The sequence below is a fragment of the Desulforhopalus glucosivorans genome (assembly GCF_054397165.1).
Window position 1 is genome coordinate 2,339,893 of sequence record NZ_AP044854.1, and the last position, 13,947, is coordinate 2,353,839.

The following is a 13,947-nucleotide window of genomic DNA, read 5'->3' on the forward strand; positions in this document are numbered from 1 at the left end:
TAATCCCGTGGACAAGGATAGCCGCACCCGAGACGAGGAAACAGGGAATCCCCGGATCATTAATTTGATCCGGGGATTTTTTTATTCCACCACCTGGTGTTGCTCAGCAATCTTTTACATGTTGGATTTTGGGTGAAGAATATAAGCCGAAGTACGTTATTCGTCACTATATTGAATTCTATGAGAAGGTGGACAGATAATGCAAGGAACGTTTTATGTAGTAGGTGTTGGCCCGGGTGACCCACAGCTAATGACTCTAAAAGCCGTGAATGTGCTTCAAAAATGTGATACCTGGTTTGTTCCCTCCGCCTTTGAAAACGGTGGCAGTATGGCCCTTAAAATTGTTGAGGGCACTGTACAGTCAGCCGAAAAAAAGATACTCAGTCATCATTTTCCCATGAAGCAGGTGAAAAGATGTGCTGAACCGGACGCTGAGGTTAAAGCAGCATGGAATGAAGCTGCTAAAACTATCATAGAGATTCTCGATAGTGGAAAGGATGTTGTCTTTCCCACCTTGGGAGATCCTGCAATCTACTCCACTGGATTTTATGTCTGTGAAACACTTCAGGAGTATGGTACCCCGTTCAAGTTAGAGATTATTCCCGGAGTATCAGCCATTGGAGCAACATCTGCGGCTTCTGGGATGCCTCTCTGTCTCGGAGATGAGCGCCTTGTTGTGATTCCCGCGACTTTTGAAGACGAAAAGATAAAAGAAATCTTAACAAATAGTGACAGTGCTGTTTTCATGAAGGTTTTCAAGGTGATGGATAAACTTGTGCCACTGCTTGAAGAACTGGACCTGATCGATAAGGCAGTGCTGGTTGAGCGATGCAGCCTTGAAGATCAAAGGGTGTGGACAGACGTTAGAGAAACTGTCGGTAAGGAGCTCCACTATTTTTCCACAATGGTTGTACGGAAGTAATTAACTCTTCTATACTATTCTCCAGACTGTAGCAGTACAGCCGGGAGTTATCATACTGAGCCACTTGCAAAACTCACTTTTGCCCAGTCTCGATGTTATGCTCATTTTTTGTACTTAGAGGTAAGCGTAGACTCCAGGTAAGCGTAGACTCCAGGTAAGCGTAGACTCCGATATCAAGTGCATGCCTGGGAAATAAACACATGCCTTGCTATTGAAAAAAGCTGTCATTTTTACAAAAGGCTTCATTGTTTTTTAATTTTTCTTTTGAGAGTATGGAACAAGAACTCCTTTCAGCGCTATGGCCACAGGTCATTCTTCCCATTGGCCGAATCACCTGCTTCATCATTTTAGGGTTATTCATTGCAAGCTTTATAGAAAGCCTCAATTGGACCCACAAGCTCGCCACACTGGCACGGCCGCTTATCAGGCGCGGACACCTCTCCACATTAACAGGTGCAAGTTTTTCCGTAGCCTTTTTCTCTGGTGTTTCAGCCAACACACTTCTTGCTGAGGCATATGACAAGGGACAAATATCACAAAAAGAGCTGGTCCTTGCAAATCTTTTTAACTCTCTTCCACGTTTTTTTCTCCATCTGCCAACGGTATTTTTTCTTACTGCACCACTCATAAAATACGGAGCCATCATATATGTTGGCCTCACCTTTAGTGGAGCAATATTACAGACCATACTGGTAGTTACCTTAGGGGCCGTTTTACTGCCGAAAAATACTGAACCGCTCCCTGATCCACCGGCAGGCAAAAAGAAAACAACCATCCCCGAAGCCTTTTCAAAAAGTGTAAAGAGGATAAAAAAACGAATAGTTAAGATTCTTAAGTTTCTTATCCCTGTCTATCTGGTTTTCTTTTGTCTTAACTGGTATGGCATCTTTGAGACCCTAGAACACTATTTTGCAGAGAGCAGCATCCTGATAAGCTGGTTAAATCCCAAGGCTGTGGGTATCGTTTTGCTACACGTTACAACCGAATTTTCGGCAGGTCTTGCAGCAGCCAGTGCACTACTGGCCGAAAACAGCCTCACCTACAACGAGGTTGTCATGGCGCTTCTGGTCGGTAATATTCTTTCCACACCAATACGGGCAATACGACACCAACTCCCATACTATACCGGGATATATACACCACGCCTTGCTGTTCAACTTGTAGCAGTAAGTCAGTTGACAAGAGCCTTTTGTCTTATATTTGTTTCTGTAATTTATTTTAGTCTGAGTGCAATATTATAGGCCTTTTGGAAAACTATGCGCACAAACCCTTATAAAAAGAACCTGCTATTGAGTTGCTGCCTGATAGCCTTGCTCCTTTGCACAGTTATCATTTCAACCAGCATGGGCTATATGCAGATCCAATGGCAGGACATTCTACGGGTTATAGGAACCCATCTTTTTAGTGCGCCTGAATTGAGCATCAATGTTGAACCTTCTGTTCCCTATGTTGTAATGGACGTACGCTTGCCCCGCATACTCACAGCAGCTCTAGTGGGAGCAGGCCTTGCTCTAAGTGGAGTTATCTATCAGGGAATCCTACTGAATCCCCTTGCAGACCCGTATACCCTTGGTATCAGTAGTGGGGCCGCATTTGGGGCCTCTCTTGCACTACTGGCAAACCTTACTCTCTGGAGCCAGTTTTCAACACCACTTTTTGCCTTTGCAGGTGCCATTGCAACACTCTTTGTTGTTATGCGCCTTTCCACTTTCAATGGCCTTATCTCTGCCCAGACTCTTATACTCTCCGGGGTCATTGTCGGTGCAATTCTGTCCGCCGGAATAAGTTTTATGAAGTACCTCGCCGATGAACAGGTTGCCATTATCATTTTCTGGCTGATGGGAAGCTTTGGTTCATCCACCTGGAGTGGAGTTCTACTTCTTTTAGGAACAGTAAGTTTTGGACTCTGTATCACCCTCTACTTTAGCAGAGACCTTAACATTATGTCCCTTGGTAAAAGGTCTTCAGATTCCCTTGGGGTTGAAACGGCTAAAATTCGCAAGATTCTTCTTATCAGTGCATCCTTTGTAACAGCAATATGTGTGGCTCTTACCGGAATAATCGGTTTCATAGGCCTAATAGTTCCCCACCTCATGCGATACATTGTGGGGCCGGATAACCGAAAACTCATCCCGGCCTCCGCCCTTGCTGGAGCTATTCTACTTCTCATTGCCGATACTATTACAAGAGCCGTCCTACCAATGGAAGTACCAATTGGAGTCTTGACAGCACTCATAGGCGGGCCATTTTTCTGTATAATATTTAGACAGAAACAAAAGGGGCGGGCCTATGAGTAATACAATCGTTCTTGCCTCTGAAAACGTCGACTTTTCCTATGGTAAAACAGCTACGATAAAAGACATTACTGTTAAACTGGAGGCAGGTAAGTTTTATGGCATAATTGGACCAAACGGCTGTGGAAAAACAACCTTTTTAGATCTTCTGACAGGTAATAAAAAGCCATCATCAGGTACTGTGCGCCTCTTTGATACACCACTCACCAGGTACAGTAAACGCGATCTTGCCCGGCAATTGGCCCTTGTACCCCAGGAATATGACACAGGCTTTGGTTTTACAGTGGAAGAAGTTGTGTTGATGGGAAGACATCCGCATATTCCACGATTTGCATCTCCTTCAAATACGGACTGGGAAAAAGTCGATCAGGCCATGGATGCAATTGGTATTTCAGATCTGCGTGACAGATACACCTCCACACTTTCCGGAGGTCAGAAACAGCGAACAGTAGTGGCAAGGGCTCTTGCTCAGGACACTCCCCTACTGCTCTTTGACGAGGCTACTTCAAGTCTTGATATTAAATACACCCTGCAGATCTTCAATCTCGTAAAAAAACTAGTGGAACAGCAGAACAGAACCGTCATTGCTGTCATGCATAATCTTAACCTCGCAGCTGCCTACTGTGATGAGTTGCTCATTATGAACAACGGCACCATTGCCAGGACTGGTGCCACCGCCAGCACTCTCACAACAGAAATCATTGAAGAGGTTTTCGGGGTGGAGAGCACCATCGTATGGGATGAATACAACCAGTCACAACAGGTAAATTTTCACTATCAACAGGAGATATAATGACTGGTTCATTCTTCATTAATAGTGCCAAGGGGTGTAGATCGAAATCATCTTCTATTTTTTTGGTATGTGCTCTGACACTATTTATTACAGCTGTAAATAATTCCTGTGCTGGAGAAATTTATGACAGTCACGGGAGAAAAATTATAGTGAGCAAACCGTTCACAAGAATTATATCCCTCTACTCAGCCCATACAGAAAATCTCTGTTCCATGGGAGCGATGGATCAACTGGTCGGCATATCACGTAGTGATGATTACCCTAAAGAAATACTGGACAAGCCAAAGTTTTCCTACCGCGAGGACCCTGAGAAATTTATCGGACAAAACCCTGATCTCGTTCTTATCCGCCCCATGGTGGAACGATCATATCCTGAGTTTGTAAAAAAATTACGCTCTGCTGGAATTGAGGTTATTTCACTCCAGCCAACCAGTACAGAGGAGATGCTTACGTACTGGAAAAACCTTGGGATTTTAAGTGGTCACGAGCAGGAAGCCCACGCCATGGTGGAGCAGTTTGAAAAAGAGATTGAAAAAAATCGACAGATTGTTGCAGGTATTCCCATGGAAGATCGGCCCACGGTCTATTTTGAAGCTATTCATAAGAAAATGAAAACCTTTGCTGAAACAAGCATTGGTATCTTTATTCTTGAATCGGCGGGTGGTATCAACATTGCGAGTGATGCAGACAGGGTCAGAAATACCAACATTGCCTACTTTGGTAAGGAAAAGTTACTCAGTCGAGGCAATGAAATTGATATCTTCATTAGCCAGCACGGACGTATGAACCCAGTCAGCATTGAAACAATTGCGAATGAACCCGGATTTAAAGCCATACGTGCCGTACGTGAAAATAAGATCTACCTTGTTGAAGAACAGCTGGTATCAAGACCCACGCTACGAATCTTAGAAGGCATCAGCAGGCTTCATACTCTGTTTTTTGAGCCCCTTGATCCTGTATCGGAGATACAATAATGACAAACAAGATCCCTGCCTGTGTTATTTCAGGAACATCCAGTGGCTCCGGCAAAACAACTGTTACACTAGGACTCATGGCGGCCTTTAAGCAAATGGGGCTGCGGGTTCAACCGTTTAAATGTGGTCCTGATTTTATTGATCCCGGCCTCCATGAACTGGTCACAGGTGTAAAATCAAGAAACCTTGACCTCTGGATGAGTGGGGAAGAGCATACAAGAAAATGTTTCTCTACCAATATCCAAGATGCTGATATAGCGGTTATTGAAGGCGTCATGGGGATGTTTGACGGGGGAATATCGTCTAGTGGCGAACTCTCACGAACCCTTGGTATTGCCAATATCCTCGTTTTAGATGTGCGTTCAATGGCAGACAGTGCTGCAGCCATCGTTAAAGGTTTTGAGACCTACAAAGAAGGCGCTGACATCAAGGGCGTAATACTCAATAATGTTGCAAGTGAGAGGCATCTACAACTTGTAACCGATGCCATCAAAAAAAACTGTAAGGCCGAGATACTCGGATATTTACCTAGAAACCTTGAATTTTCTATTCCCTCAAGACACCTTGGCCTGCTCACAGGGGATGAAGCACCAATATCTTACAAAAACATTGCAGTTCTGGCCCAGACAATACAACACCACATTGACCTCGACAGACTCATGGAACTCTGTTCCACCTTTGCCCCCATTCAGAACAAAACAAAGACCGCAGTTGAACCCAAAGAACCCTGTAGAATTGCAGTCGCCCGGGACAAGGCATTCTGTTTTTACTATGAAGACAACTTTGACATCTTCAAAGAACATGGGGCCGAGTTGGTCTTCTTCAGCCCTCTGACTGACAAGAAACTACCTGAAAATATTAATGGTATTTATCTTGGTGGTGGTTATCCTGAGCTCTATGCAATGGAGCTGAGTGAAAACAGTTCCATGCTTGAAAACGTAAGGACCTGGATTGAAAATGATGGGGCTGTTTACGCAGAATGTGGCGGCTTTATGTATCTCACAAAGGGTATAGTCGATCACGATGGAAACCAGCATTCACTGGTTGGTGCATTTCCGGTTCTATCTGCCATGCAGAGCAAAAGAGCAAGTCTTGGGTACAGGGAGGTCATAACGCAAGCCCCCTCCTGCTTTGGACCAAAAAACACAACATTGCGTGGCCACGAATTCCATTATTCTAACATTGAAGAAATGGACAGTTCTATCCCGCGCATATATCAGGTAAACAACGGCGCCCAGGAAGGATACAACTATCGCCGTGTCCTTGGGGGTTATATGCACCTGCATTTCGGTTACTCACCACAGGTGACAACCGCTTTTATCAACTATTGTAGAGAGTAAGAATATGGCTGTAAAATTACAACAAATTGCACCTGCAGATATAGAAGCTGAAAGTTTTAGAATTATTGAACGTGAGATCGGGGACCACTCTTTTGATCCCATCACCTTTAAAATTGTCCAACGCGTCATCCATGCAACCGGAGATTTCGGGTTTGCCGAAAATATGCGTTTTGCACCGGGTGCTGTTGCGGCTGGTATTGAGGCCATAAGAAGTGGGAAGAACATCCTTACTGATGTGAACATGGTCGCAGCCGGCGTCAGTAAAGCGATGCTGAAAAAATTTGGTGGCGAAGTTATCTGCAAGGTTGCAGACCCCAATGTAGCAGAGGCTGCCAAAAATGCGGTTACCACAAGATCTGAAATGGCGATTTCACAATACCTTGATGACTCCATTGGAATTGTTGCCATGGGTAACGCCCCTACAGCACTTGTTCAGGCCATCCGTACAACGGCTGAAATGCAAGGGAAGCGCCCTCTTCTAGTTGGTGTTCCCGTTGGCTTTGTTAATGCTGCTGAGTCAAAGGATCTTCTTGTGGAGCAGAATGACTGCTACATAACAAGCCTTGGTCGTAAAGGTGGCAGCCCCGTGGCTGCAGCTATCGTCAATGCAATGATCAGATTGGCTGCGGAGTAAATGGCAAAACGACTAAGAAGTGGCTTCACCACAGGTGCTTGTAGTGCAGCTGCAGCAAAGGCTGCAACTATTGCTGCTGTTACCGGTGAACCACCCGCAAGTGTTGAAATCACTTTTCCGGATTCTTCTCAAAAATCTTTTGCTGTACACTCGTGTGTCACTGAGGGTGATACGACCACTGCGTCTATTATAAAAGACGCAGGAGACGACCCTGATGTCACTAATAAGGCCGAGATCTGTGCGACAATTACGCTTCAACACCCCATAAATCCCGATGGGCCCTATGTTGTCTGTAACAATATTCAACTATATAGAGGAAAAGGGGTTGGCGTGGTTACCAAACCAGGGCTTGCTATCTCTGTTGGTGAACCAGCTATAAATCCAGTTCCAAGACAGATGATATTTGGGGCAATACAAGAAGTTACCCGAGAGGCGCTCACAGTTACGATTTCGGTGAAAAATGGTGAACTCCTGGCGGAAAAAACCTTGAACCACCGACTGGGAATTATTGGTGGGCTGTCCATTCTTGGAACAACGGGTATAGTCCGTCCTGTTTCTGCCGACGCCTGGACTGCTACGATCTCAGCATGTATGGATGTGGCAAGAGAAGCTGGCATTAATGATGTTGTACTTTCCACAGGCAGAACATCTGAAAAAGGTGCCCAGCAGCTACTCGATCTCCCCGAAGAGGCCTACGCCATGATGGGAGATTATTTACACTTTTCACTTAATGAAGCAAAAATCAAAGGTTTTAGCACAGTCCACTATTCCGGGATGTGGGCAAAGGTCATGAAGGCTGCACTTAAAATCCCGCAAACCCATGTGAGAAATGGAGCACTGGAAGTGGCCCAAGGGGCTGACCTACTCATTTCCCTTGGGGCCAAGCCTCCACTAATAGAACTGCTGCATAAATCAAACACTGCCCGGGAGATGCTCACTCATATTGAAGCGACGGGACAGACTGAGCTCATCACCAAGGTGTGCCACAAAGCAAAAGAGTATGCAGAAGAAATTGCCGGGACAACGGTGCATATTTATCTGATTGATCATAAGACTGAGGTAATTGCCCATGTTTAAGCTCTTTGTCATCGGTGTCTCAGATGAATTACTAACAGCAACCAACAAACAGTTACTGACTCAATGTTCCTACCTGTTTGCAACCGAGCGCCTGCAAGGTCTAGCTGCAGAACTTAATATAGCAATTCACAACATCAGCCCGGTCTCAAAAGCCATTGAAGAGATCAAAGAAAAGCTTAATTACGGGAACGTGGCAGTACTTGCTAGCGGAGATCCTCTTTTCTATGGAATAGGCAAAAAAATCTTAAATGAAATTGGACCAACACCAGTTGAGTTTCATCCGGCACTCTCCTCCATTCAACGAGCAGCCGCCCTCTGTAAGACCCATTGGGACGATGCTATTATTCTCACACTTCATGGCCGTGAACATGGGCATATCCCAGGCCTTGTATTACCCCATAAAAAATCCATATTGCTTACGGACAAAACTAACAGCCCCACTGTCATTAGCCGTTCCACTCTTGAATACCTTAAACTCATTGAAGAGGACAGGCTGGTAAGTGACATCCGCGTCATGGTTGCAGAAAACATTGGGTTACCGGACCAGCGACTCTTTTCAGGGAGTTTAGCTGAGGCCAGTACCGAGAGTTTTGCGGCTCTTAATGTGATGATCATCACAACAAACAGCTCTAAACAGGAATCACTCCCTGCAACCTTTGGTCTCACTGAAGATGAGGTAATTCATAGTCGAGGACTCATTACAAAAAATGAGGTTCGGGCAGCAACCATACACCAACTAAGGCTCCCAAAAAAAGGAGTACTCTGGGATATTGGGGCTGGAAGTGGTTCAGTCTCCATTGAAGCGGCCAGAACACATCCTGAGCTCACCATTTTTGCCATTGAACACAAGCCAGAAGAGATTGCTAACATAAAGGCTAATATAAGAAAGTTTGGTTGCTATAATATTGTCCCTGTCTTTGGCAAGGCCCCTGAATCTCTTCAAAATCTTCCAGGACCAGATCGGATTTTTGTGGGCGGAAGTAGTGGTACACTCCCCTCAATCACCAAACTTGCACAAGAACTGCTCCCCGAAGATGGGCGTATCGTCATAAATGGCGTTATTGCAAAAACAATCGAGGAAGCCCCGGAGCAGCTCAAAATCAATAGTTTTGCAGTGGAAACAACGACTATCAATGTCACACGAACCGACTGTAACAACACTACAGTTACCTTTAACCCCATAACCATTACTACAGGCAGTCGATGAACCAGACACCACCCAACCAAAGCAATGAGCAACCTGCCAACCTCGTCCACTTTGTCGGTGCCGGACCAGGTGACCCCGAACTCATTACGGTAAAAGGTCAGCGCCTCTTAAAAGAGGCGGATATTGTAATTTATACTGGCAGCCTTGTGCCTAAACCTCTTATCACAGGGCTTTCTGCTACAATACATAACTCTGCTGGCCTTAACCTCGATGAGGTCTTCGCCATCATTCTTGCAGGATATACAAACGGTAAAAAGATTGTTCGTCTCCATACCGGTGACCCATCAATTTATGGGGCGATTAATGAGCAGATTGCGCTCCTGCGCGAGAACGACATCCCCTTCAAAGTTATCCCAGGCGTAAGTTCAGCCACAGCTTCTGCTGCTGCACTGCAGACAGAACTCACCCTGCCGGAAGTATCGCAAACTGTGATCTTTACCAGAAGAACAGGAAGAACACCTGTCCCTGAGAAAGAAAGTCTAGATCTTCTCGCCTCCCATCAGGCCACAATGATGATATTCTTAAGCGTTGGAATGATAACTGACGTTGTTAAAGAATTAATCGAGGGTGGATACACCAGTGAGACCCCTGTGGCTATTGTTGAAAAAGCCAGTTGGCCTGAAGAACGCCAGATCCGTGGAACACTTGGGACCATTGCCCAGCAGGTGGCTGATGCAAATATAACAAAAACCGCAATGATTGCCGTTGGCGATGTACTAGCCGACAGTCCACCTCCCGCTCTTTCAAAACTGTACGACAAGGCCTTCACCCATGAATACCGAAAAGGAGTGAAGCCTTAATGAAGCTCGGTCTCATTGCAGTCACAAAGGGTGGCAAAGACCTTGCTTCCACCATTGCGGACAAACTTGAAACAGCCCACCTTATTCCAAGAAAAGATTCGGATAAGGTGGCAGACCTCTTTGCCAGACACTGGGATGAGTACGACGGCTTTATTTGTATAATGGCAACTGGAATTGTTGTACGCTCCATTGCCAGCCTGCTTGGTGATAAAAACTCTGATCCCTGTGTGCTCGTTTGTGATCAGAACGGTGCCCATGTTATCAGCTTACTATCCGGCCACCTGGGTGGAGGCAATGCACTTGCAACAGAGATTGCAACCATAACAGGTGGAAGACCTGTAATAACAACAGCATCTGACACCTTAGGGCTCGTCGCACTGGATTTGTGGGCTAAAGAAAACAACCTGACACCACCAGGTAGAGATGAGCTAACAGCAGTAAGCACAGAGCTTGTAAACTCCGGCTGCCTCCCTGTCTATGTAGAAGTTGAGATAGCCCCTCTTCCAAAAGGCTTGAAACGGTGTGACGATGTTAACGCTGCTCGAATCATCGTCTCCCATAAAAAATATGATGTTGCCCATGCAGTACAGTTTTACCCTCAAAACCTTGTGGTTGGAACCGGTTGTAACAGGGGTACCCCTGCCAGCGAATTTGAAGAGGCGTTGACCGAACTTTTTTCTGATCTGCAACTCAGTACAAAAAGCATACGAAACCTCGCTTCCATCGATAAAAAAAATGATGAAGTGGGATTATTGCAATTTGCTGAACAAAACAACTGGTCCATAGATTTCTTTGACAAAAACAGTATAAACTCTCAAACCAATCTGGAGATTTCCTTTGCCGCTTTAAAGGCGGTAGGTGCCATTGGGGTTGCCGAACCGGCGTCTCTCTTGAGCGCTAAAAGTACTCTCCTTCTTAGTAGGAAACGCAAATGGAAAAACATAACAATGGCAGTGGCACAGGCACCCTTTTCGTCGTAGGAACCGGACCTGGTTCTGCAGAATATATGACTGTTGCTGCGATCAATGCCCTGAAAAAATCAGATGTCATCATCGGTTATAAAACCTATCTCGAGCTTATTCCTGAATTTTTAGAGAATAAAGATGTCATTTCATCTGAGATGATGAAAGAGGTGGATCGCTGCAGAAAGGCTCTGGATATTGCAGAAGAGGGCAAAAGCATTTCCCTTGTCTGCGGTGGAGACCCCGGTATTTATGCCATGGCAGGTCTCGTCTTTGAAATGGCTCAGAAGTCAAACACCACGTGTAAGATAGAGATACTCCCAGGGCTTGCCGCAGTGAACAGTTGTGCTGCCAGACTCGGAGCGCCACTGATGCACGACTTTGCAGCGGTAAGTCTCTCTGATCTCCTCACCCCATGGCCACTTATTGAAAAGCGCCTTGAGGCAGTTGCAATGGCGGACTTCGTCACGGCAATCTACAACCCTAAATCAAAGAAAAGAACTGAGCAGATTGTAAAAGCTCGTGAAATCTTTCTCAAGCATCGAAAGCCCGAGACTGTGGTAGGGATTGTTACAGCTGCGACAAGAGAAAACGAAACAATCGTTATCACCACACTTGATGAGATGCTGAAAAGTGAAATTGGGATGCAGTCAACTGTCATTATTGGCAACAGCCAGACCTATAAATGGAACGACCTTATGGTCACTCCCCGGGGTTACAGCGATAAATACAGCCTTTAATTGAGCAGTTTTTTATTTCGATAAGCGACGCTGGCGCCATTAATCCATCCAGCGTCGTTTGATTTCATGAATTTCGTCAAGATTACTAAAGAACAGCTCGATGACGTCGGGATCAAAATGATTGCCGCTTCCCTCCCGAAGAATCTTCTGACAAAGCTCATCTGGCAACGGCTTCTTATACGGCCTCTCACTTCCAAGAGCATCATAAACATCAACTACTGCTACAATCCGAGCAATCATTGGAATAGCTTCCCCTGATAGAGCGCATGGATACCCGCTTCCATCCCACTTCTCATGGTGGCACAGTGCAATTACCATCGCCATATCAAGGATAGAAAGCTGCTCGAGATCCTCAGCCATGGCATGTATTTCGTTAAACTTTAGTTCCTCAGCCTCCGGATCCGTTGTATAATGACGCAGGATATTACAACCAATCTCACAGTGGGTTTGCATAATCTCCCACTCTTCTCCGGTGAGTTTCCCAGGTTTTAGTAAAATCGTATCTGAGATACCTATTTTACCAATATCATGCAGTGGAGCTGCCTCCCCAAAGGTCTTGGCAATGGAATCTGGCATACCGCTAGCCTTACCGAGAAGGGCACAAATCTCCCCCACTCTGATAACATGACGGCCAGTTTCATTATCCCTGTATTCCGCTGATTTACCTAGACTGTAAAGGAGTTGCCTCTTGGTTTCCTCAAGTTCATAGGTCCTGAGGTCAACCATTTTTTCGAGATTTTTCTGATAATGACGATTCTGCCTGGCAAGCTCAACTCCTTCCAAAGCCCTCACTATGGTGTTATCAAGCAGTGAAAAATTCTCAATGGGTTTAGTGATAAAATCCCGACCACCAAGACGAAGAGCTTCTACTGCCTCTTCAACTGCACCTATGCCAGAAACGACCACAATGGGTAATTCAGGCCATCTGGCAATTGCTTTCTCAATAAAGGTGTGTCCATTCATGATTGGCATATTCAGATCGACGGTCACGAGGTCTGCAGACCACTGTTCCAATATAAATAAACCATCAAGACCATTTTCGGCAGTTCTGGCATCATAGCCATTATTACAAAGATAGTTGGCTATCAGATTACGTATTTCCTCTTGATCTTCTATGACAAGTATACGATGTTTTTTACTATTCGTATCCATACCGCTCGGTTGCATTTCTGTCACAATTTCGCCCTTAAAAAGAAAACTAACAAATGACTATTAACAATCTATTTAAGTATACCTAAGAAAAATTATTTTTCAAAAATGTTCTGATATTTTTCGCATTTAATCAATTTGGCCAGGATGACTCAAATTTATGTATCACCATTTTTCTCTGCAATCTTTTCTCTTTTTATTCGTTCTTCAAAATCCTTTAGTTCCAGGCTTATTGCATCAACAGATATAAATATTTCAATAAGAGACAGTCCGAGAGAAGCAAGAAGCAACAACAGACTTCCGGTAAATAATATTTTACCTGCCTGTAACCAGCCGCCAAAAAGTACAAGCATACAAAAAACACAAAGAAAAAGTCCCCCCACTCCACAGGCTTGCATATTACGAATAAGAACAACTCGTTTTTTTAGACTCATAATCTGAGCAATGATAACCTCGTCAGATCTCTCTTGATACCGCTCATATAAACTTCGAATCCGCGCATTAATAGCAAGAAATCTACTGGTGTAGGCAACAAGTAAGAAGGTAACAGCAGGAAACAGTAATGCAGGTGTGGTAATTGTAATATCCATATGAGTACAGCTAATATAAGTTAAGGTTTACTTGGGGAATGATGAAAAGACTTCATCTTCTTTCGTACTACTACTGGCCTAAACCGCTCCATTGACATTAATCGCGGTCTTCTCAAACCATACAAGGCCGCATATCTTAAACGTTTAGAGCCCTATTCTGCTACAAAAAATTGATTTCAAAACCATCCACAGTATCCTAAATGGGTAACCTGATCTCCCACATCAGTACAGGCGGCCTCAAGACCATCTACCACAAGGTTGAGATTCTCTTTATCGATGATTCCGTCCTCACGTTTAGTGAGCCCAGGATCAGTGAGAGTCAAGCACCATTTCTGCCTATGATTACCTGCATGCAAGAGTAGAGTAGCGCAGTTTTTTTCACATCCCTATTATAGTTCATAAAAAAAATCAAAAAAAAGGGTGAATGTCGCCTGCGACATTCACCCCGTACAAATCTCAACCTCC

Annotated in this window: 15 protein-coding genes; 12 read left to right on the forward strand and 3 right to left on the reverse strand. The window is 44.8% G+C overall.

Annotated elements, in window-relative coordinates:
- Positions 1-199 precede the first annotated feature (199 nt).
- The 12 genes from cobI to cobJ all read left to right on the forward strand — a co-directional run bounded on the left by cobI (position 200) and on the right by cobJ (position 11,743).
- Positions 200-922 (forward strand): precorrin-2 C(20)-methyltransferase, encoded by a 723-nt coding sequence (gene cobI / locus ACX6CI_RS10050; RefSeq protein ID WP_458778029.1) that lies wholly within the window; start codon positions 200-202, stop codon positions 920-922.
- 272 nt (positions 923-1,194) lie between these two features.
- Positions 1,195-2,163 carry a hypothetical protein gene (locus tag ACX6CI_RS10055; RefSeq protein WP_458778030.1) on the forward strand — a complete coding sequence of 323 codons (969 nt, stop codon included), beginning with the start codon at positions 1,195-1,197 and terminating at the stop codon, positions 2,161-2,163.
- A gap of 15 nt (positions 2,164-2,178) precedes the next feature.
- The gene (locus ACX6CI_RS10060; protein ID WP_458778031.1) at positions 2,179-3,219 is read left to right on the forward strand and encodes a FecCD family ABC transporter permease; all 1,041 of its coding nucleotides are present in this window, start codon (positions 2,179-2,181) and stop codon (positions 3,217-3,219) included.
- The gene (locus tag ACX6CI_RS10065; protein ID WP_458778032.1) at positions 3,212-4,009 is read left to right on the forward strand and encodes an ABC transporter ATP-binding protein; all 798 of its coding nucleotides are present in this window, start codon (positions 3,212-3,214) and stop codon (positions 4,007-4,009) included. The genes ACX6CI_RS10060 and ACX6CI_RS10065 overlap by 8 nt, the downstream gene beginning before the upstream one ends.
- Positions 4,009-4,983 carry an ABC transporter substrate-binding protein gene (locus ACX6CI_RS10070; RefSeq protein ID WP_458778033.1) on the forward strand — a complete coding sequence of 325 codons (975 nt, stop codon included), beginning with the start codon at positions 4,009-4,011 and terminating at the stop codon, positions 4,981-4,983. Before ACX6CI_RS10065 ends, ACX6CI_RS10070 begins: the two co-directional genes overlap by 1 nt.
- Complete coding sequence (locus ACX6CI_RS10075) at positions 4,983-6,323, forward strand: cobyrinate a,c-diamide synthase (protein WP_458778034.1); 1,341 nt, start codon at positions 4,983-4,985, stop codon at positions 6,321-6,323. The genes ACX6CI_RS10070 and ACX6CI_RS10075 overlap by 1 nt, the downstream gene beginning before the upstream one ends.
- 4 nt (positions 6,324-6,327) lie before the next feature.
- Positions 6,328-6,957, forward strand: coding sequence for a precorrin-8X methylmutase (locus ACX6CI_RS10080; protein WP_458778035.1), 630 nt, complete (start codon positions 6,328-6,330; stop codon positions 6,955-6,957).
- Positions 6,958-8,034: a cobalt-precorrin-5B (C(1))-methyltransferase gene (locus ACX6CI_RS10085; protein ID WP_458778036.1), complete on the forward strand. Its 1,077-nt coding sequence runs from the start codon at positions 6,958-6,960 to the stop codon at positions 8,032-8,034.
- A complete protein-coding gene (cbiE, locus tag ACX6CI_RS10090) occupies positions 8,027-9,241 on the forward strand; it encodes a precorrin-6y C5,15-methyltransferase (decarboxylating) subunit CbiE (protein WP_458778037.1) in 1,215 nt (404 codons plus the stop codon). The genes ACX6CI_RS10085 and cbiE overlap by 8 nt, the downstream gene beginning before the upstream one ends.
- Positions 9,238-10,041 (forward strand): precorrin-4 C(11)-methyltransferase, encoded by an 804-nt coding sequence (gene cobM, locus ACX6CI_RS10095; protein ID WP_458778038.1) that lies wholly within the window; start codon positions 9,238-9,240, stop codon positions 10,039-10,041. The genes cbiE and cobM overlap by 4 nt, the downstream gene beginning before the upstream one ends.
- Entirely contained in the window at positions 10,041-11,021 is a 981-nt protein-coding gene (locus tag ACX6CI_RS10100; protein ID WP_458778039.1) for a cobalt-precorrin 5A hydrolase, read from the forward strand. Before cobM ends, ACX6CI_RS10100 begins: the two co-directional genes overlap by 1 nt.
- Entirely contained in the window at positions 10,973-11,743 is a 771-nt protein-coding gene (gene cobJ / locus ACX6CI_RS10105) for a precorrin-3B C(17)-methyltransferase (RefSeq protein ID WP_458778040.1), read from the forward strand. Before ACX6CI_RS10100 ends, cobJ begins: the two co-directional genes overlap by 49 nt.
- Positions 11,744-11,782: 39 nt before the next feature.
- Here the strand turns inward: cobJ and ACX6CI_RS10110 are convergent, their stop codons facing one another.
- From ACX6CI_RS10110 to ACX6CI_RS10120, 3 genes are all read right to left on the reverse strand, one after another.
- Positions 11,783-12,910 carry an HD-GYP domain-containing protein gene (locus ACX6CI_RS10110; RefSeq protein ID WP_458778457.1) on the reverse strand — a complete coding sequence of 376 codons (1,128 nt, stop codon included), beginning with the start codon at positions 12,908-12,910 and terminating at the stop codon, positions 11,783-11,785.
- Positions 12,911-13,050: 140 nt separating this feature from the next.
- The gene (locus ACX6CI_RS10115) at positions 13,051-13,482 is read right to left on the reverse strand and encodes a DUF2721 domain-containing protein (RefSeq protein ID WP_458778041.1); all 432 of its coding nucleotides are present in this window, start codon (positions 13,480-13,482) and stop codon (positions 13,051-13,053) included.
- Positions 13,483-13,658: 176 nt separating this feature from the next.
- Positions 13,659-13,805: a hypothetical protein gene (locus ACX6CI_RS10120; protein ID WP_458778042.1), complete on the reverse strand. Its 147-nt coding sequence runs from the start codon at positions 13,803-13,805 to the stop codon at positions 13,659-13,661.
- Between the last annotated feature and the right edge of the window lie 142 nt (positions 13,806-13,947).

Excerpts from the sequence above, each read along its gene's own strand:
- ACX6CI_RS10100 (WP_458778039.1), top strand. The coding sequence starts at position 10,041 with ATGAAGCTCGGTCTCATTGCAGTCACAAAGGGTGGCAAAGACCTTGCT.
- ACX6CI_RS10065 (WP_458778032.1), top strand. The coding sequence starts at position 3,212 with ATGAGTAATACAATCGTTCTTGCCTCTGAAAACGTCGACTTTTCCTAT.
- ACX6CI_RS10055 (WP_458778030.1), top strand. The coding sequence starts at position 1,195 with ATGGAACAAGAACTCCTTTCAGCGCTATGGCCACAGGTCATTCTTCCC.
- ACX6CI_RS10080 (WP_458778035.1), top strand. The coding sequence starts at position 6,328 with ATGGCTGTAAAATTACAACAAATTGCACCTGCAGATATAGAAGCTGAA.
- cobM (WP_458778038.1), top strand. The coding sequence starts at position 9,238 with ATGAACCAGACACCACCCAACCAAAGCAATGAGCAACCTGCCAACCTC.
- ACX6CI_RS10060 (WP_458778031.1), top strand. The coding sequence starts at position 2,179 with ATGCGCACAAACCCTTATAAAAAGAACCTGCTATTGAGTTGCTGCCTG.
- ACX6CI_RS10110 (WP_458778457.1), bottom strand. The coding sequence starts at position 12,910 with ATGCAACCGAGCGGTATGGATACGAATAGTAAAAAACATCGTATACTT.
- cobJ (WP_458778040.1), top strand. The coding sequence starts at position 10,973 with ATGGAAAAACATAACAATGGCAGTGGCACAGGCACCCTTTTCGTCGTA.
- ACX6CI_RS10085 (WP_458778036.1), top strand. The coding sequence starts at position 6,958 with ATGGCAAAACGACTAAGAAGTGGCTTCACCACAGGTGCTTGTAGTGCA.
- cobI (WP_458778029.1), top strand. The coding sequence starts at position 200 with ATGCAAGGAACGTTTTATGTAGTAGGTGTTGGCCCGGGTGACCCACAG.
- ACX6CI_RS10075 (WP_458778034.1), top strand. The coding sequence starts at position 4,983 with ATGACAAACAAGATCCCTGCCTGTGTTATTTCAGGAACATCCAGTGGC.
- ACX6CI_RS10115 (WP_458778041.1), bottom strand. The coding sequence starts at position 13,482 with ATGGATATTACAATTACCACACCTGCATTACTGTTTCCTGCTGTTACC.
- cbiE (WP_458778037.1), top strand. The coding sequence starts at position 8,027 with ATGTTTAAGCTCTTTGTCATCGGTGTCTCAGATGAATTACTAACAGCA.
- ACX6CI_RS10070 (WP_458778033.1), top strand. The coding sequence starts at position 4,009 with ATGACTGGTTCATTCTTCATTAATAGTGCCAAGGGGTGTAGATCGAAA.